This window comes from Caulobacter sp. 05L422, assembly GCF_056397765.1.
This window is the reverse complement of record NZ_JBFTOB010000002.1, coordinates 177088-194265: the sequence shown is the minus strand read 5'-3', so window position 1 is coordinate 194265 and position 17178 is coordinate 177088. Positions and strand designations below refer to the sequence as shown.

Annotated in this window: 20 protein-coding genes; 7 read left to right on the top strand and 13 right to left on the bottom strand. The window is 66.8% G+C overall.

Annotated elements, in window-relative coordinates; all coding sequences use genetic code 11:
- Positions 1-93: 93 nt before the first annotated feature.
- The gene (locus tag AC1DMQ_RS03245) at positions 94-333 is read right to left on the bottom strand and encodes a hypothetical protein (RefSeq protein ID WP_477032110.1); all 240 of its coding nucleotides are present in this window, start codon (positions 331-333) and stop codon (positions 94-96) included.
- Positions 334-675: 342 nt separating this feature from the next.
- On the opposite strand from AC1DMQ_RS03245, the gene AC1DMQ_RS03240 reads away from it, so the two are divergent.
- Positions 676-1395, top strand: coding sequence for a sensor histidine kinase (locus tag AC1DMQ_RS03240; RefSeq protein ID WP_477032109.1), 720 nt, complete (start codon positions 676-678; stop codon positions 1393-1395).
- Between the two features lie 228 nt (positions 1396-1623).
- Here the strand turns inward: AC1DMQ_RS03240 and AC1DMQ_RS03235 are convergent, their stop codons facing one another.
- Together AC1DMQ_RS03235 and AC1DMQ_RS03230 are read right to left on the bottom strand one after the other, a co-directional pair.
- On the bottom strand, positions 1624-2184 hold the full coding sequence (locus tag AC1DMQ_RS03235; protein WP_477032108.1) for a hypothetical protein: 561 nt from the start codon (positions 2182-2184) through the stop codon (positions 1624-1626).
- A gap of 72 nt (positions 2185-2256) precedes the next feature.
- Positions 2257-2439, bottom strand: coding sequence for a hypothetical protein (locus AC1DMQ_RS03230; protein ID WP_477032107.1), 183 nt, complete (start codon positions 2437-2439; stop codon positions 2257-2259).
- A gap of 136 nt (positions 2440-2575) precedes the next feature.
- Here AC1DMQ_RS03230 and AC1DMQ_RS03225 point away from each other — a divergent pair, with 136 nt between their 5' ends.
- Both AC1DMQ_RS03225 and AC1DMQ_RS03220 read left to right on the top strand, forming a co-directional pair.
- Positions 2576-3472 (top strand): alpha/beta hydrolase, encoded by an 897-nt coding sequence (locus AC1DMQ_RS03225; protein WP_477032106.1) that lies wholly within the window; start codon positions 2576-2578, stop codon positions 3470-3472.
- A gap of 44 nt (positions 3473-3516) precedes the next feature.
- The gene (locus tag AC1DMQ_RS03220; protein ID WP_477032105.1) at positions 3517-4362 is read left to right on the top strand and encodes a protein NO VEIN domain-containing protein; all 846 of its coding nucleotides are present in this window, start codon (positions 3517-3519) and stop codon (positions 4360-4362) included.
- Here the strand turns inward: AC1DMQ_RS03220 and AC1DMQ_RS03215 are convergent.
- Entirely contained in the window at positions 4320-5468 is a 1149-nt protein-coding gene (locus AC1DMQ_RS03215; protein ID WP_477032104.1) for an acyl-CoA dehydrogenase family protein, read from the bottom strand. The two genes, AC1DMQ_RS03220 and AC1DMQ_RS03215, sit on opposite strands and share 43 nt — an antisense overlap.
- Before the next feature lie 173 nt (positions 5469-5641).
- On the opposite strand from AC1DMQ_RS03215, the gene AC1DMQ_RS03210 reads away from it, so the two are divergent.
- On the top strand, positions 5642-6364 hold the full coding sequence (locus AC1DMQ_RS03210; protein WP_477032103.1) for a winged helix-turn-helix transcriptional regulator: 723 nt from the start codon (positions 5642-5644) through the stop codon (positions 6362-6364).
- Here AC1DMQ_RS03210 and AC1DMQ_RS03205 read toward each other — a convergent pair.
- Both AC1DMQ_RS03205 and AC1DMQ_RS03200 read right to left on the bottom strand, forming a co-directional pair.
- The gene (locus tag AC1DMQ_RS03205; RefSeq protein ID WP_477032102.1) at positions 6361-6984 is read right to left on the bottom strand and encodes a glutathione S-transferase family protein; all 624 of its coding nucleotides are present in this window, start codon (positions 6982-6984) and stop codon (positions 6361-6363) included. The two genes, AC1DMQ_RS03210 and AC1DMQ_RS03205, sit on opposite strands and share 4 nt — an antisense overlap.
- 28 nt (positions 6985-7012) lie before the next feature.
- Positions 7013-8635 carry an NAD(P)/FAD-dependent oxidoreductase gene (locus AC1DMQ_RS03200; RefSeq protein WP_477032101.1) on the bottom strand — a complete coding sequence of 541 codons (1623 nt, stop codon included), beginning with the start codon at positions 8633-8635 and terminating at the stop codon, positions 7013-7015.
- 183 nt (positions 8636-8818) lie between these two features.
- Between AC1DMQ_RS03200 and AC1DMQ_RS03195 the strand changes: the two genes are divergently transcribed.
- Entirely contained in the window at positions 8819-10375 is a 1557-nt protein-coding gene (locus AC1DMQ_RS03195; protein WP_477032100.1) for a DUF262 domain-containing protein, read from the top strand.
- 37 nt (positions 10376-10412) lie between these two features.
- On the opposite strand, the gene lepA is transcribed toward AC1DMQ_RS03195, so the two are convergent.
- On the bottom strand, positions 10413-12221 hold the full coding sequence (gene lepA, locus AC1DMQ_RS03190) for a translation elongation factor 4 (protein ID WP_477032099.1): 1809 nt from the start codon (positions 12219-12221) through the stop codon (positions 10413-10415).
- Positions 12222-12375: 154 nt separating this feature from the next.
- Between lepA and AC1DMQ_RS03185 the strand changes: the two genes are divergently transcribed.
- Entirely contained in the window at positions 12376-12981 is a 606-nt protein-coding gene (locus tag AC1DMQ_RS03185; RefSeq protein ID WP_477032098.1) for a DUF1134 domain-containing protein, read from the top strand.
- Between the two features lie 295 nt (positions 12982-13276).
- Positions 13277-14002 carry a hypothetical protein gene (locus AC1DMQ_RS03180; RefSeq protein WP_477032097.1) on the top strand — a complete coding sequence of 242 codons (726 nt, stop codon included), beginning with the start codon at positions 13277-13279 and terminating at the stop codon, positions 14000-14002.
- Positions 14003-14147: 145 nt separating this feature from the next.
- Here the strand turns inward: AC1DMQ_RS03180 and AC1DMQ_RS03175 are convergent, their stop codons facing one another.
- The 6 genes from AC1DMQ_RS03175 to AC1DMQ_RS03150 all read right to left on the bottom strand — a co-directional run bounded on the left by AC1DMQ_RS03175 (position 14148) and on the right by AC1DMQ_RS03150 (position 17122).
- Complete coding sequence (locus AC1DMQ_RS03175; protein ID WP_477032096.1) at positions 14148-14921, bottom strand: transglutaminase-like domain-containing protein; 774 nt, start codon at positions 14919-14921, stop codon at positions 14148-14150.
- 60 nt (positions 14922-14981) lie between these two features.
- Positions 14982-15512 carry a TIGR00645 family protein gene (locus AC1DMQ_RS03170; RefSeq protein ID WP_477032269.1) on the bottom strand — a complete coding sequence of 177 codons (531 nt, stop codon included), beginning with the start codon at positions 15510-15512 and terminating at the stop codon, positions 14982-14984.
- A gap of 125 nt (positions 15513-15637) precedes the next feature.
- The gene (gene msrA / locus AC1DMQ_RS03165; RefSeq protein WP_477032268.1) at positions 15638-16234 is read right to left on the bottom strand and encodes a peptide-methionine (S)-S-oxide reductase MsrA; all 597 of its coding nucleotides are present in this window, start codon (positions 16232-16234) and stop codon (positions 15638-15640) included.
- 62 nt (positions 16235-16296) lie between these two features.
- Complete coding sequence (locus AC1DMQ_RS03160) at positions 16297-16569, bottom strand: hypothetical protein (RefSeq protein ID WP_477032095.1); 273 nt, start codon at positions 16567-16569, stop codon at positions 16297-16299.
- The gene (locus tag AC1DMQ_RS03155) at positions 16566-16862 is read right to left on the bottom strand and encodes a hypothetical protein (protein ID WP_035072771.1); all 297 of its coding nucleotides are present in this window, start codon (positions 16860-16862) and stop codon (positions 16566-16568) included. The genes AC1DMQ_RS03160 and AC1DMQ_RS03155 overlap by 4 nt, the downstream gene beginning before the upstream one ends.
- Before the next feature lie 113 nt (positions 16863-16975).
- Positions 16976-17122 carry a hypothetical protein gene (locus AC1DMQ_RS03150; protein ID WP_477032094.1) on the bottom strand — a complete coding sequence of 49 codons (147 nt, stop codon included), beginning with the start codon at positions 17120-17122 and terminating at the stop codon, positions 16976-16978.
- Positions 17123-17178 lie beyond the last annotated feature (56 nt).

Sequence of the window (17178 nt, the reverse complement as noted above, 5' to 3'; positions counted from 1 at the left end):
TGAGACGATGATGAGCGCGGATCGCCGCCGGCGAAAGGTGGACGTTGGGGAAAGGCCAGGCTTGTTCGAAAACGGCGAGCCTGGGACGCGGGGCTACTCGCCGTCGCCGGAGGCGCTGGAGCGCATGGGGCCGTCCACGACGCCGAAGTCGCGCGAACGCATCTTGCCTTCGGCCGACTGGACGCCTTCGGCTTCCAGGCCGCGCTTGAGCAGTTCGCGCACGGCCGCGGCGCGGCTGGGCATGCGGCGCGCGAAGCGCCAATCGTCCAACGCGGCGAGCTCTTCCTGCGTGAGCATGATCTGCAGGCGTTCGGGGCGGGTCAGGTCGTTCATGGGATCTCGGCCCCCGGAAAAGGGGCAACGCTCCTTGTGTCTGGTGGAGTTAACGCGCGAGCTCCGCCATGGGGTTCCATAAACACTCAAAAACCGCACTAGACCGAAAATATGCCACTTACTCATTAAGCGCGCTAGGCGTGTTTCGCTAAGTAAGCGTCAAGTGATCAAAACTCTGAATTTAGGTAATTGATCAGTCGAGTTTCCGACATAAGGCGTGATTTATAAGGCAGATAAATAAAGCCGGGATTCTTCGTCAAACAAAACCATCGCATTTTTGTTTGAGTTGTGCTTGTATGGGGCGACGGAATATCCTGCCGCCTCACTGAAAGCCCCCGAGTCATGGACGTCGAGCACCGAGAGTTCGGTGGTGCGGCCGTTCGCCATGTCGGGTCTGACGACCGGCTCAGCGAAGCCCAGCATCGCATCGCCAACAACCTGGCCCTGATCGCGGGCTATACGCGGTTGCAAGCCACCCGCGTGAACAAGGCCGGCCAGGCGCTGTCGGCCCGCGAAGCCTGCATCGTTCTGGAAGAGGTGGCGGCCCGGATCGAGACGGTCGGCGAACTGCACCGCCTGTTGTCGGGCGCGCCCGGCGACGTCGAAGGCGGCATCGACCTGGGACGTTTCCTGGCCAAGCTGTGCAACAGCCTGATGGAGACCGTCAGCTTCGCCGGCGACACCACCATCACCCACAGGGACGCCGGCGGCTGCATGGTGCGGCCCGACCAGGCCACCCCTGTCGCCCTGATCGTCAGCGAGCTGGTGACCAACGCCCTCAAATACGCCCATCCCAGCGGCGTGGCCGGCCGGATCCTGGTGTCGTGCCGCTCGACCGGCCGCGGTCTGGTGGTCGAGGTGACCGACGACGGCGTGGGGCTGAGCGAGGATTTCGATCCGCTCAGCGACGGCGGCCTGGGCTTCCGCGTGGTGCGCGGCCTGGCCCGGCAGCTGGGCGCGGACTTGGTCTACGAGTCCCGCGGCATCGGCTTGACCGTGCGGCTGACCCTGGGCGCCGAAGACGAGCACCGCGTCATCCCCCTGTGGCCCAATCGGGACTAAACGCTCGCGTTCTAGGGTTTTACCTGATGGCAGCTCCGACGCGGATGTTGCAACCTGAGCGGGCTTGCAGACGTCGAGGTGTCCTCCCCCGATTCCCCTCGACGCGCCGGGCCGCCTACTTCCGACGGGGCGCGTCCAGCCGCAGGCCGAGAGCCGGCCGGGGTGTCCCGACGCACGAATTCGGCCGGCTCTCCCCCAATTCCCTTCCGTGGATGCCGCGACCTCCGATCAGGGCGCGGTCTTGGGCGCGTCCGGCGCTTCCTCGACAGGCATGTCCAGACCGCCCAGGCCTGCGGCCTTGATGGCGTCGCGCAGCTTGGTGACCGGCTCGCCGGTGCCGGTGGTGAAGGTCAGGACGCCGGGCTCGGCGCGGTTTTCTGCCAGGTTGCTGAAGGCGGGACCGCCGGGCGCGCCCGGGTTCAGCGCGACGGTGTAGGTCTTGCCCGGCAGTGTCGTGCACAGCAGGACGAAGGTCTTGTTGTCGTTCAACAGGCGCGGGGTCTTCAGGCAGCTCAGCGTGTCGCCGTCCGTTCCCAGGCCGTAGGCGAAGTCGCGCGGCGTCATCTGCTGGTCGAACACCACCTTCAGGACCAGCACGCCCGGGGTGATCGTCTCGCCGCTGGCCGGCCAGGTGGCGACCACCTTGGGCTTCTCGGTCGGCGGCATGACGGTGACGGGCGAGACCGGCGTCGGCGGCTCCGCGAGCGGCTTGGTCGCCGGCTTGGCCGTCTGGGCCAGGACCGGGCCGGCAGCGAGGCAGAGGAGCAGGGCGAAGGGGATGGCGCGCATGGTCCTCAACGTGCGGTCAAAGCACGGCGTTCTCAAGGCGCCGCTTGGGGGAAAACGCGCGCGATCCAGCGCCTATCGCGTCATCCAGGGCTTGTTCTTGCTGCTCGAGGCGGCCGCGGCGGCCTGCTCGCGCTGGAAGCGGCCGCCGCGCGGCGGCTTGGGCTTGGCGGCCAGGGCGGCCTTCTTCAGGCGCAGGGCGCGCTGAATCGGGGTCTCGCCGGGAATCTCGGGGTGGTCTTCAGGCTTGTCGGTCATGAGGCGGCTTCTAGCACGGTTGGCGGCGATACGTCCCGGACGGCTCGCCGGCCAGTTTCCACAAGGCGTTGTCACCGGTGTCATTTTGCCTCAACCTCCGGTCAAGCCGTGCAATCGGCGCTCCTGGGAGGTCATCATGGGTCTGGTCCTGAACCGTCGGCGCCTGCTGGCGACCGGTTCGCTGCTGATGCTGGGCGCGCCCCGGCTGGCGGCGGCGGCCGATGCGCAAGGCGAGACGATCGCGCTCTGGCCGGGCGTCGCGCCGGGTGGTGAGCAGGTCCAGGCCGTCGAGCGGCGCGTGCCCTACAACTGGCCGGACGGTCGCGTCGACTACAGCATCGAAGGCGTCACCCGGCCGAGCCTGACGCTCTACCGCCCCGCCGGCTCCGCGCGGGCCAAGGCCGCCGTGCTGGTGATCCCGGGCGGCGGGTTCAGCAAGGTGGTGATCGACAAGGAAGGCCACGACGTCGCCCGCTGGCTGGCCGGGCAGGGGATCGCCGCCGGCGTCCTGCTGTACCGCCTGCCGACCGACCGCTGGCCCGCCGGCTTCGACGCGCCGCTGCAGGATGCCCAGCGGGCCCTGCGGCTGCTGAAGGCCAAGGTCGGCGCGCGCCTGACCGGCGCCTTGGGCTTTTCCGCCGGCGGGACCCTGGCGGCGGCCCTGGCCTCGCGCGGCGCGGCGCCGCTCTATCCGCCGGTCGACGCGCTGGACGCCAAGCCGTCGCTGCCCGACTTCATCGGTCTGGGCTACGCCTGGCTGACCGCGCCCGCGCCCCGGCGTCCGGAATGGACTCCGTTCCACGGGTTCACCGCCCCGACCAAGGCCTTCATCTTCCACGCCGTCGACGATCCCAAGGCCCTGATCGCCAACGCCCGCGACGGGGCGACGGCGATCCGCGCGGCGGGCGGGCAGGCCGAGGTGCACGAATATCCGACCGGCGGACACGGCTTCGCCCTGCGCTCGCCGCCCGACGCGCCGGAGGCGGCCTGGGCCGGGCAGTTCCTGGCCTGGCTGGCCCGTTTGGACGCCTGAGCCGAATCCTGGCGTCCGGGCCCGGCTTGGGGCATCGTCCCCGCGTGGGCGACTCGGCGATCAACGGCAAGACCTGGAACGAGGCCGAGCAGGACCTGGTGGTCGGCGACTATCTGGTCATGCTCGACAAGGTGATGACCGGCCGCGCCTACGATCCGGCCAACCACCAGCGCGCCCTGCGCTTCGTCACCAACCGCTCGGGCGGGGCGATCACCTTCCTGCAGGGCGAGATCTCGGCGGTGCTGACCCTGATCGGCTTGCCCACCCTCAAGGACCACCCGCCGCGCTGGGACTTCGGCGACAGCCTGATCGACTCGATCGACCGCTGCCTGACGGCCAAGCCCGGGGCCCTCAAGGACCTGGCCCAGCCGCCGATCCTGCTGGGTCGCGCCGTCGCGCCGATCCTGGCCGAGGGCGCGCCGTCGCGGGCCCATCACGTTCCGCCCAGCGAGCGGGCCGAGCGGCTGTTGGCCAAGTACGACCCCGCCGCCCGCGACCACGAGGCCCGCATGCTGGCCCGGATCGGCGTCGCCGCCGCCCTGGTCTACGAGCAGCGCCGGCTGGAGGAGCGCGGCCGCCAGGACCTGGCGGACCAGATCCGCCTGGCCCTGCCCACCGACGAGGAGGGCTGCGACCTGGTCAGCTTCAGCCGCACCGGCGCCGCCCGCCGCATCGCGGTCAAGACCACCACCGGCGGCCCGGCCACGCCGTTCCGGCTGACCCCCGCGGAGGAGGCCCTGCGCGAGGCCCAGCCGGGGGCGTTCATCGTCTATCGCCTGTACGACATGGCGCGCGAAGCCCGGGTGTTCCGGGTGCGGGGCCAGCCTCAGGCTCAGCCGTCCCAGACTCAGCCATCAATGTCCCAGCCCAGCGCGACCCTGCCCGAATAGCGCCTCTGCGGGGCGTCCTGCAGGGGATGGAAGCGCGCGCCCTGGATGTCGCGGAACGCCCGCTCCAGGCCGGTGTCGCGATAGAACGACACCCCGCCCGCCGCCTCCATGGCCCGCTCGACCGTGGCGATCGCGCCCTGGGCCAGCAGGGTGCGGCAGATCATGGCGCGGTTGGTGCTGTCCGGGCCGGGCGCGCCGGTCTCGGCGGCGTCGACCATCCGCTCCCACGCCATCTCGGCGCTCGCGAAGGCGTTCTCCATCGACCCGACCAGCTCGGCCACGTGCGGGTCGGGCGACTTGCGCCGGGTGATCTCCAGCGCCCGGGCCCGCGCGCCGTCGGCCACGCCCAGATAGGCCGAATAGATCAGGGCGAAGGCGATCATGCTGATGATATGGAACAGCGGATGCCACGGACCGCTGGGGCGCCGGCCCGAGATCGCCGCCTCGGGCACGAAGACCTGCGTCAGCACCACGTCGTGCGAGCCGGTGCCGCGCATGCCCAGGGTGCGCCAGGTCGGGGCGATCTCGACCCCTGCGGCCTTCAGCGGCACGGCGAAGTGCAGCACGGTGGGACCGGCCTCGGGGTCGTCCCAGACCGCGCTGGTCACCAGCAGGTCGCCGGCCAGGCAGCCGCTGGAGAACGCCTTGCGGGCGGTGATCCTGAACCCGCCCTCGACCTTGACCGCCTGGCCGCCGCTGGCCAGCCAGTCCGACCCGCCGCTGGACACCAGCACCAGGTCCTCGGCCGCGACGCGCTTCAACAGGCCCTCGGTCGGCGCGCCCTGCTTGCGCCAGCGCCAGGCGGCGACCGCCACCAGGTGGCTGTGCATGGCGAAGGCCAGGGCGGTCGAGCCGCAGGCCACGCCCAGGCGGCGGATCACCTGGCAGACCTCGGCGACATCGGCCCCGCCGCCGCCGAACTCGACGGGGACCAGGGCCTTGAAGAAGCCTCCGGCCTTCAGCTGGGCGTAGGCGTCGGCCACGAAGCTGTCGTCGGCGTCGTGGGCGGCGGCCTGGGCGGCGATGGTCTGGGCCAGGACCTCGGCGCGGGCCAGCCAGTCGATGCTGGCGGCGGCGGTTTCGGGAACGGCGGTGTCGAGCGGCATGTCTTGAACCTTCTTGTCGGAGGCGGGGCCTGACCCCGCCGGTTCCTCGACCTTGCCCAAGGCGCGCGCCCTCCAGCTAGTTCAGCAACTGAACCTGGCCGGTACATCTACTGAACTGGCCCGCCCGGCCCGGCGGGTTTAATCTAACACTGTTCTGTCATTCGGAGGTGGCGATGTCTCAGCGCAACTATGGGCAATTCTGCCCGGTCGCGATGGCGGCCGAGGTGCTGTGCACGCGGTGGACCGTGGTGCTGCTGCGCGAGATGGTCGCCGGCTCGACCCGGTTCAACGACCTGCGGCGCGGCGTGCCGCGGATGTCGCCGGCCCTGCTGGTCCAGCGCCTGCGCGACCTTGAGGACGCGGGCGTCGTGCGCCGCGTCGCCGGCCGCGACAGCGGGGTGCTGGAATATCACCTGACCCCGGCCGGTCGCGAGCTGGAGACCATGGTCGAGGCCATGGGCCACTGGGGCCAGCGCTGGGTGACCAGCGAGCTGTCGCTGCAGCAGCTCGACGCCTCCCTGCTGATGTGGGACATGCGCCGCAAGCTGAACCTGGAGCCGATGCCCCGGCGGCGCAGCGTCATCCAGTTCCTCTACGCCGAGCAGCCGGCCGTCGACCGCTCCTGGTGGCTGATCGTCGAGCCGGACGCGGGCCCCCACGCGAGCAGGGCCGGCGCGCCGGTCGACCTGTGCTCGGTCGATCCCGGCTTCGACGTCGACCTCTATGTCGCCAGCGACCTGCGGACCATGACCGCCATCTGGATGGGCCTGGACACCGTCCGCGCGGCGCTGGACAGCCAACGCATTCTGCTGACGGGCGACGCGGCCCTGGCGTCCGACATGCAGTCCTGGCTGGGCCTCAGCCCGTTCGCGAAGACGCGGAAGCTCGCGAGCTAGGGAACTTCGTCCAGCGCCCACCGCCCGAACTCCGGCCGCGCCTTCAGCCGGGCGTAGTACGCCTCGACCGCCGGCAGGTCGGCCCGCTCCATCGGCGTCCGCATCCACCGGTGCACCGAGACGCCCAGCACCACGTCGGCCAGGGTGAAGTCGTGGCCCGCGGCGTGGGCGCCGGTGTCGGTCAGGCGCTGGTCGAGGATGGCCATGGCCTTGTTCCAGGCCTCGACGCTGGCGGCGACCTTGGCGGGATCGTCATAGCCCGGCGTCGGACGGCCCAGGGCCAGGAAGGCGTAGCCCCAGGTCGGGTTGAGGGTGGCGGCCTGCCAGTCCATCCACTGCTCGACCCCGGCGCGGGGGCGGGGCTCGACCGGCAGCAGGTGGCCGTGGCCGTAGCGGGCGGCCAGGTAGCGGCAGATGGTGTTGCTCTCGTAGAGCGCCCCTTGCTCGTCGATCAGCACCGGCACCAGGCCGTTGGGATTGAGGGCCAGGAACTCAGGCGCGCGCGTCGAGGCGAAGCCCGTGCCCCAGTCCTCGCGCTCATAGGCCAGGCCCAGCTCGTCGCAGGTCCACAGCACCTTGCGGACGTTCAGCGAGGAGGTGCGGCCGAGGATCTTGAGCATGACGGGCTCCGTAAGCTTTGGCGGCGAACTAGGCCGTCTCCCCTACATAGGCCGCCGCCACCGCCTCGGCGACCTTGATGCCGTCGATGGCGGCCGAGAGGATGCCGCCGGCGTAGCCCGCGCCTTCGCCGGCCGGGAACAAGCCGGCGACGTTCAGGCTCTGGAAGTCCTTGCCCCGGGTGATGCGGATCGGCGAGGAGGTGCGGGTCTCCACGCCCGTCAGCAGCACGTCGGGGTGGTCGTAGCCGGCGATCTGGCGACCGAACACCGGCAGGGCCTCGCGCATGGCGTCGATCACGAAGGCCGGCAGGCACTGGGCCAGGTTGGTCATCCTGATCCCCGGACGGTAGGACGGCTCCACGACGCCGAGGTCTTCCGACGGCTTGCCGGCCAGGAAGTCGCCGACCTTCTGGGCCGGGGCGGCGTAGGTCGAACCGCCCGCCGTATAGGCCAGGCTCTCCCACTTGCGCTGGAATTCGATGCCGGCCAGCGGATGGCCCGGATAGTCGCGCTCGGGGTCGATGCCGACCACGAAGCCGGAGTTGGCGTTGCGCTCGTTGCGCGAGTACTGGCTCATGCCATTGGTCACGACGCGCTCGGGCTCGGAGGTCGCCGCCACCACCGTGCCGCCCGGGCACATGCAGAAGCTGTAGACCGCGCGGCCGTTGGCGCAGTGATGCACCAGGCTGTAGTCGGCCGCGCCCAGGTCCGGATGGCCCGCGCAGGCCCCGAAGCGGGCCTTGTCCATCCACGACTGCGGGTGCTCGATCCGCACCCCGATCGAGAACGGCTTGGCCTCGATGTGGACGCCCCGGTCGTACAGCACCTGGAAGGTGTCGCGGGCGCTGTGGCCGACGGCCAGCACCACGTGGTCGGCCGCCAGATAGTCGCCGGTCGACAGATGCAGGCCCTTCAGTCTGCGCGTTCCATCGGCGGCGGTCTCGATGTCGAAGTCCTCGACCCGGTGCTGCCAGCGATACTCGCCGCCCAGGGCCTCGATGGTCTCGCGCATGCTCTCGACCATGGTCACCAGGCGGAAGGTGCCGATGTGCGGATGGGCCTCGGTCAGGATCTCGTCGGGCGCGCCGGCCTTGACGAACTCCTCCAGCACCTTGCGGCCCAGATGGCGGGGATCCTTGACCTGGCTGTAGAGCTTGCCGTCCGAGAACGTACCCGCGCCGCCCTCGCCGAACTGGACGTTGGACTCCGGGTTCAGCTCGCCGCGCCGCCACAGGCCCCAGGTGTCCTTGGTCCGCTCGCGCACCACCTTGCCCCGGTCCAGGATGATCGGCTTGAAGCCCATCTGCGCCAGGATCAGCCCGGCGAACAGGCCGCAGGGGCCCGCGCCGATGACGACGGGGCGCGTGAAGTCCTTCGGGGCCTGGGCGACCGGGCGATAGTCGGTGTCGGGCCTCACCCGCACCTGGCTGTCCCGCTCGAACCGCGCCAGCACGGCCGCCTCGTCGCGCAGCGCGACGTCGACCGTATAGACCATCAGGATCGCCGCCTTCTTCCGCGCGTCATGGGCGCGGCGGGCGATGGTGTGGCTCAGGAGGTCGCGCTCGGGGATGCCCAGGCGGTTGCAGATCGCGGGGGCTAGGCCTTCAGGCGGATGGCCGAGAGGGAGCTTGAGGTCGGAGATGCGGAGCATGGCGTGGGTTTAGCCGGAAGCGGCCTTGGGCACCATCTGTGTGGGCGGCAGAGTGCAGTTCGTCGCAGTCTGAGAACCTGAGCGAAGAGGTGCGATCAAGGAGGCGAAGTCTTCTCACTAGCTGCAGCTTGACCATTGGGCGAGTATGGTGAACGGTTCGCCATTCGGTGGTGGGGTTCGGCTATGGCTACTAAGGTCAATCTTGATGCGATGATCCCGCGTGCGGATTTTGCCGCAACGGAGGACACGTATGAAATGGACTTGTTTCAGAATTTCCCGATCAGCAATTTAGATCGAGGTTCGCCCATTATAAGTCTATTGAGAAAGCCGGATTTTCAAAGAGAAACAAATCATTGGAGCCCGTTGCAGTTAATTACATTTCTTTCAAGTTACCTAGACAACGAACTCATACCGGCAATAATATTGTGGAAATCGCCAAGATTTTTGTTCGTAATTGATGGAGGGCATAGGCTTAGCGCGTTGCGAGCCTGGATGGAGGATGATTATGGAGATGGAAATGTCTCCATATCTTTCTATGGGGGAGAGATATCCGACGAGCAAAAGAAGATTGCTAAGCGAACTAGAGCTTTGGTTGACTCGAAAATCGGGAAATTTTCTACGCTAAAATCTATTGTTAGCGGAGAGATTATTGGTAGCGATGAGCAGAAAGCCCGAGCGTCAAGGTTATTCACCCGCGCTTTAGCGCTCCAGTGGGTCCAGGGTAATGCCGCAGTAGCCGAAAGCTCATTCTTCAAGATCAACAGCCAAGGCACGCCGCTAGATGATGCGGAGGAGATGCTGCTCAAAAATAGAAGAAAGCCGGTGGCTGTAGGTGCTCGTGCGATAGTCAGATCTGGTTTCGGTCACAAATATTGGTCTGCTTTTCCAAGGGAAAATCAGAGCAAAATTGAAGAAGCGGCTCATGATTTGTATGGACTATTGTTCGATCCCGAGATTCGAGAGCCTGTTAAGACGCTCGATTTGCCATTGGGCGGGACCTCGTCGCCTATAGATGCGATATCACTTCTGGTCGAATTTCTCCTTCTTTGTGACCAGCGTGGCGGGGTCGTGCGCCCAATCGAGACCTACGCGGATGACGGCGACGGTATCGAAACGCTCAACATACTTAGAAGGGCGTCTTCTGTGATGCGGAGGATTACCGGGAACGATGGCGCGAGTTTGGGGCTTCATCCGGTAGTCTACTTTTACAATGAAAAGGGAAAGCATAGTAGGTTTTTATTTCTTGGTATGGTTGATTGTATATCTAGAAAAATAAATGATAATAACTCTCAATTTTACAAGAAATTCTCTAAATCTCGCGAAATGATCGAGGAATTTCTCGATGAGAATAAATCGCTAATTGGTATCTTTCTGCAGAACACCAATAGAAATTCTCGCGTCTCAAAGATGAGAGATATGTTTGAATATCTCGTTGATAGATATAGCGAAGGTTATCTTGTTTCTCAGAGTGATTTATTGGCTCATTTGGGGGCTAGAAGCAGGGTCTTCGATGTAACATCTGTAGCTGAAAGCGAGAAATTTACGGATGGCGCGAAGTCTCAGATATTTATTTCCACGGCTCTGCGGTCTGCAACTAAATGCCCCGAATGCAAAGGGTTTCTGTTTCCCCTCAAGTCAATTTCATTCGACCACGTAACTCGCGTCAGCGAAGGTGGGCGAGGCGATCATGAAAATGGCCAACTTATGCATCCATACTGCAACACGGCGATGAAGAATTAGTCGATATCCTCCAGGCGCTGGTTGGCGTCCGGAGGGATCAATCCCCGTCCATCTTCAGCGCCGCGATGAACGCTTCCTGCGGGATCTCGACCTTGCCGAACTGGCGCATGCGCTTCTTGCCGGCCTTTTGCTTGTCCAGCAGCTTGCGCTTGCGCGAGGCGTCGCCGCCGTAGCACTTGGCGGTCACGTCCTTGCGCAGGGCGCGGACGGTTTCGCGGGCGATGATCCGGCCGCCGATCGCCGCCTGGATGGGGATGACGAACATGTGCTGCGGGATGAGCTCCTTCATCTTCTCGCACATGCCCCGGCCGCGGCTTTCGGCGCGGTCGCGGTGGACCAGCATCGACAGGGCGTCGACGGGCTCGGCGTTGACCAGGATCGACATCTTGACCAGGTCGCCGACCCGATAGTCCTCGATCTGGTAGTCGAAGCTGGCGTAGCCCTTCGAGATCGACTTCAGGCGGTCGTAGAAGTCGAAGACCACCTCGTTCAGCGGCAGGTCGTAGACCACCATGGCGCGGCTGCCGACGTAGGAGAGCTCGCGCTGCATGCCGCGGCGGTCCTGGCAGAGCTTGATCACGCCGCCGAGATATTCGTCCGGGGTGAAGATCGTGGCCTTGATCCAGGGCTCGCTGATGCTCTCGATCTGCATCACGTCGGGCAGGTCGGCGGGGTTGTGGAGCTCGACCTCCGTGCCGTCGCGCATGTGGATCTTGTAGACCACCGAGGGGGCGGTCGCGATCAGGTCGAGGTCGAACTCGCGGGACAGGCGCTCCTGGATGATCTCCAGGTGCAGCAGGCCCAGGAAGCCGCAGCGGAAGCCGAAGCCCAGGGCGGCGCTGGATTCCATCTCGTAGGTGAAGCTGCCGTCGTTCAGGCGCAGCTTGCCGACGGCGGCGCGCAGGTCCTCGAAGTCGGCGGCGTCGACCGGGAACAGGCCGCAGAACACGACCGGCTGGACGTCCTTGAAGCCGGGCAGGGCCTTGTCGGTGGGCTTCTTCTCGTCGGTCAGGGTGTCGCCGACGGCGGCGTCGGCCACTTCCTTGATCTGGGCGGTGAAGAAGCCGATCTCGCCGGGGCCGAGGCTCTCGACGGGGGTGTTCTTGGGCTTGAAGACGCCGACGCGGTCGACCAGGTGGGTTGAGCCGTGCTGCATCATCTTGATCTTCTGGCCGGCCCGCAGGCGGCCGTCGAAGACGCGGACCAGGACGACGACGCCCAGATAGGCGTCGTACCAGGCGTCGACCAGCAGCGCCTTAAGCGGCGCGTTCTCGTCGCCCTTGGGGGGCGGCAGGCGGGTGACGATGGCTTCCAGCACGTCGTGGATGCCCAGGCCGGACTTGGCGCTGGCCAGGACGGCGTCGCTGGCGTCCAGGCCGATCAGGTCCTCGATCTGGGCGCGCACGCGCTCGGGCTCGGCGGCCGGCAGGTCGATCTTGTTGAGGACCGGGACGATCTCGTGGTTGTTGTCGATGGCCGAATAGACGTTGGCCAGGGTCTGGGCTTCCACGCCCTGAGAGGCGTCGACGACCAGGATCGAGCCTTCGCAGGCGGCCAGGCTGCGGCTGACCTCATAGGCGAAGTCGACGTGGCCGGGGGTGTCCATCAGGTTCAGGACGTAGGTCTGGCCGTCGTCGGCCTTGTAGTCCAGACGCACGGTCTGGGCCTTGATGGTGATCCCGCGTTCCTTCTCGATGTCCATGTTGTCCAGGACCTGGGCGGTCATCTCACGCGCGGTGAGGCCCCCGGTCTCCTGGATGAGGCGGTCGGAGAGGGTCGATTTGCCGTGGTCGATGTGGGCCACGATCGAGAAATTGCGAATGCGGTCGAGAGGCGTCGAAGTCATGGGGCTGCCTCTAGCATATTTGCGGCGTTTCGCGAGTGTCGTTCATCCGGCCCCGGCCCGGATCCCTCATGGTTAACTCGCCGTTAAGCTTCAAGCCGCAAACCCGACTCAAAGGGTTGAGACAGTCTAGGCTGTTGGAATCGCGAGAGAGAACATGGACCGTCGCAAGCTGATCCTTTCGGGCATGGCCACCGCGGGGCTCGGCGCCTGCGCCAGCACCGCCCAAGAGCGTCCGGGCGACCCGCCGCGCCAGTCGCAGTACGACACCGGCCGGGCCGCCACCTATTCGGCCGACGAAATGGTCCGCAGCACCTCGGACTTCCTCGGCGTCACGGCCGAGAGCGCCGGGGCGGTGATCGAGCGCGCCTTCCGCGACAACGGCCAGCCCACCGGCTACATCGCCGGCGAAGAGGGCTCGGGCGCCATCGGCGTGGGCCTGCGCTACGGCCGGGGCCTGCTGTACATGAAGGGCAAGGACACCCAGGAAGTGTTCTGGCAGGGCCCGTCGGTGGGCTGGGACTGGGGCGGCAACGCCAGCCGGGTCTTCACCCTGTGCTATAACCTGCAGTATCCGGACGCCATCTTCCGCCGCTTCCCGGGCGTGGAGGGCACGGCCTATCTGATCGGCGGCCTGGGCGTGAACTACCAGCGCGCCGACACCATCACCCTGGCCCCGATCCGCGCCGGCGTCGGCCTGCGCCTGGGCGCCAACATCGGCTACCTGGCCTACAGCCGCCAGCGCAACATCCTGCCGTTCTAAAACCCATAGAGGGCGGCGGCGATCACTTGCCCCCTACGGACCGCTTCGCGGTCGTCTTCCCCCACAGGGGGAAGAGGAGCCGCGCTCTCGTCCTCCGCCCCCTATGGGGGCGGACAGACCGCGAAGCGGTCAGGTGGGGGCAAGTAGGTGCGATCCCACGCCGCGAAATCCAAGCGCTTGGATTCGCGAGAGTTCCTCGCCATTATCAATCCCAACGAGAATGAGCCCGCCGTGAGCGGTCCGTCGGTGGGGGCCGGCTGTTCGCCCGCCGCGCGCTCGCCCGCAGGGATGCGCCATGATCGAGCGGTTGAAGCGTACCTGGTTTATCTGGCTGGCGATGGCGGCGGTGTTGGCCGTGGTGCTGCCCAGGCTGATCGACGCCCGCGCGGCTCCTCAACCTCCGCCGCCCGCCACGCCGGCCGCCGCGTCGCGCTTCGTCGTCCATGATCCGAACGGTACGGTCATCGGCTGGCTGAACATCAAGTATCCCCGCACGATCCGCGAGAACGAGGAGGGGGTGCTGGAGGCCGAATACACGACCGGCGACGTCCATTGGAAGACCGGCCAGCCCAAGGAGGCCGGAGGCGACTACGGCTACGGCTCGGTGCAGCCGCCGGCCGGCATGAAGGTCGAGCTCAGCGGCGCGGACCTGGCCCTGACCCCGTCCCCGACCCACGAGTTCGACGTCCAGCGCATCGCCGCCACCGGGGTCGAGCGGGTGAAGTGGATCGTCTCGCCCAAGGACGAGGGCGACCACGTGCTGCTGGTGCGGTTCAATGTCAGCCCGGCCACGTTCAAGGCGATCCCGATCTCGGCCAACGGCCAGGCGCAGGGATCGGACCCGCAGGTGCTGCTGCCGGTGAAGGTGTTCACGATCTACGGCGTGCCCAAGGCCACCGTGCTGCTTGCCAAGGGCGGAGTGGGACTGTTGTCGTTCCTGCTGACCCTGCCGGCCGCCTTCGTGCTGTTCGAGCGGTTCTTGAAAAAGAAGCCGAAGCCGAGGCGGAAGAAGGCGGCCTGATCCTTCTCCCCTTGCGGGAGAAGGTGTCGGCGAAGCCGACGGATGAGGGGTCTCTCAAATCTGTCCGTAGTGCGCGGCTGAGCCGGCCATCGACCCCTCACCCGACCTCCTTCGGAGGCCACCCTCTCCCGCAAGGGGAGAGGGATCAGGCTTTCATCACGGTCACGCTCTGGCTGACCATCGTCGCCTGGCCGAAGATGGTCAGGAAGGCCACGTCGGCGGCGTCGCGGCCGTAGGCGATGCGGACCAGGCCGTCGATCGGCGCCAGGCCCGTCGGGTCCAGCAGGCGCCAGCGGCCGCCGACATAGACCTCGACCACGGCGTGGAAGTCCGGCGGGTCCAGGGTCAGGGCGTAGACGCTGGCCACCCGGGCCGGGATGTCGCTGGCCCGGCACAGGGTGACGGCCAGGTGCGAGAAGTCGCGGCAGACCCCGGCCCTCTGGACGTAGGTCTCCAGGGCGGTGGTCCGCCAGTCGCTGCAGGGGCGGTATTCCAGGTGGTCGATGATCCAGGCGACGATGGCCGCGACGCGTTCGCCGCCGCGCAGGGTTCCGAACTTCTGGTCGGCGATGGTCTCGAAGGTGTCGGATGGGCAGTAACGGCTGCCGCGCAGGTAGGGCAGGGTCTCGATCGGCAGTTCGGCGACCCGGTGCTGGACGGCGCCGGCCAGGTCCATCTCGCGATCGGCGATCTCGACGGTGGCGGTGTAGGCGATGGCCAGCCGGCCCTGGTGTTCGAAGGCCACGCGCCGTTCGCCGCTGACCGGGTCGTCGCGGCGGACGAACGTCAGGGGCGGATCGAAGGTCAGGCGCTCCTCGACCACAGTCTGGTCCGACGCGACGGCGGCCTCGATCTGCAGCAGGGACTCGGCGCGGACGGGGAAGTCGTAGTCCAGCCGCGTCTCGATCCGCACGCGCATGGCCGTCGTCTCCCCGCCGTTCAGTCGGCACGACGCACAACGGCCCGCCGTCGACGAAGTTCAGTGCTTGGTGATCTTGCCGGCGATCCAGTCCATGACCGCCATCAGCAGCCCGGATATCACGAATGTCAGGTGGATGCCCATCAGCCAGGCCAGCCGGGGCTGGTCGAACGGGATGTCGGGATCCTCGCTCATCTTCAGGACCGCCTTGAGCAGCGAAACGGCCGAGATCGCCGCGACCGAGGCGATCAGCTTCATCTTCATGGCCGAATAGTCGACCGACCCCATCCAGTGGGGCCGCTCGCTGTGCGAGGCGGTGTCGATCCGCGACACGAAGTTCTCGTAGCCGGCCAGGATGACGATCACCAGCAGGTTGCCGGTCAGCGACAGGTCGATCAGCGACAGCGCTAGGATGATCGCGAACTCCGGCTTGGAGGTCAGGACGATCGGCAGCTCGTGCATCAGCTCCTGGAAGAACACCAGGATCATGACGGCCAGTATGACCACCAGACCCAGATAGATCGGCGCCAGCAGCCAGCGGGAGGCGAACAGGCACCGCTCCAGCCAGCGCTCGGCCAACGGCTTGATCATGGGCATGGCGCGCTCCAGGGCGTGTTCGCCGGGAGCGAACGTGGCTGGAGTCGATGCTCAACCGCCCGAGGCGCCAATCAGGGAAAAGCCGGTTTCGGAGCGGGCGGCGCCCTAGATAGTCGAGCTCAACCGCCCCAGACCTGCTTCAGCCGCAGGTCGCGGCCGCAGCCGATGCGGTAGGCGTGGTACTCGACGGCGTGGTTCTTGGCGTAGTCGCGGTGATAGGCCTCGGCCGGCCAGAAGGTCTTCAGGTCCAGGATCTGGGCCTTCATCGTGCCGGTCTTCAGGCGCTTGGCGGCCTCGGCGCGCGACTTCTCGGCGATCGGGCGCTGGGCGGGGGTGACGAACACGGCGGGCTTGTAGGACGGACCGCGGTCGCAAAACTGGCCGCCGTCGTCGGTGGGGTCGACCAGCTTCCAGTACTTGTAGAGCAGGAAGCCGTAGTCGAGCTTGGCCGGGTCGTAGGTGACGCGCACCGACTCGTAGTGGCCCGAGGTCTCGCTGGTCACGTCGCGATAGGTCGGCCGATCGACGTGGCCGCCGGTGTAGCCGCTCTCGACCTTCAGCACGCCGGGAATGCCGCGCATGTCGTTCTCCATGCACCAGAAGCAGCCCCCGGCGAACACGGCGGTCGCGGGCGGGGCGGGCTTGGAGGCGGCCAGCACGTCGGCGGGCAGCAGTATGGCGGCGAAACTGGCGAGCAGGACGAGGAAGCGGCGGATCATCGGGTGGCTCCGGGAGGATGTACCTCTAGATACGGATCAGTTGTCCGAAAGGTTACACCCTATCGCCAGCCGAAACCGACGCCGCGCACCGACGGGCAGGCCGACAAGCGGGCGGCCAGGATCTGGGCCCGCTCGTCGCCCTGGTCGTCCAGCTCCAGGCGGATGCTCAGGCCCGCGCCGTCCGGCTGGGCGGTCAGGGCGCGCAGGCGGGTCTGCTGGACGTTGGCCACGCCCAGCACCCGCATCAGGGCGTCGGGCGTGTCGTCGGCGATCACCAGGAACAGCCGGCGTTTGTCGTCTTCTCCGTCTTTGGGGGATTTAAGCTCGCTCACGGCCGCACCCACTGATGCTCGACGCTGGCCGAGGTGACGCCGGGCCAGGCGGCCAGGTCGCGAGCCAGCAGGCGGGCGGCCTGGTCGCTGAGGTGGCGGACGCGCAGGGAGCCTTCGACGATCTGGCCGACCGGCTTCATCGACAGGGCGCACAGCTCGGCGCCGCTGTCGGCCAGGCCTTGGCGGACGGCTTCCAGCGCCGAGGGTGCGTCCTGGGCGGCCAGCAGCAGCTGGTGGACGGTGACGCCTTCGTGGTCGGAATTGAAGGCGGGTGGGGAAGGCAGGTAGCTCATGGTTTCAAAGGTCCTATGGATTTGAAGGGGACCGATGACCGCACAGCAAAAACCCCGCTCCTTGTGGGAAGCGGGGCTTTGCGGATCTTGCGATCTTTCGGCTTGTTGGTCGTCTAGTCGACCGCGCGCCTGTGCTGCCCCGTTCGCACACGAACGGTTTTAATCTTGGCCTGCATCATAATGTTGCGCGCGCACGAGATCGCGACGCCGGCGGTGAGGCCGGTGGCGATCAGAACGTTCATGGCCAGCTGCGAGAGCATGATGGCGTGGAAACTCCGTGTGCGATTACACAGTTAGCGTGGGCTTAGGCACAGCG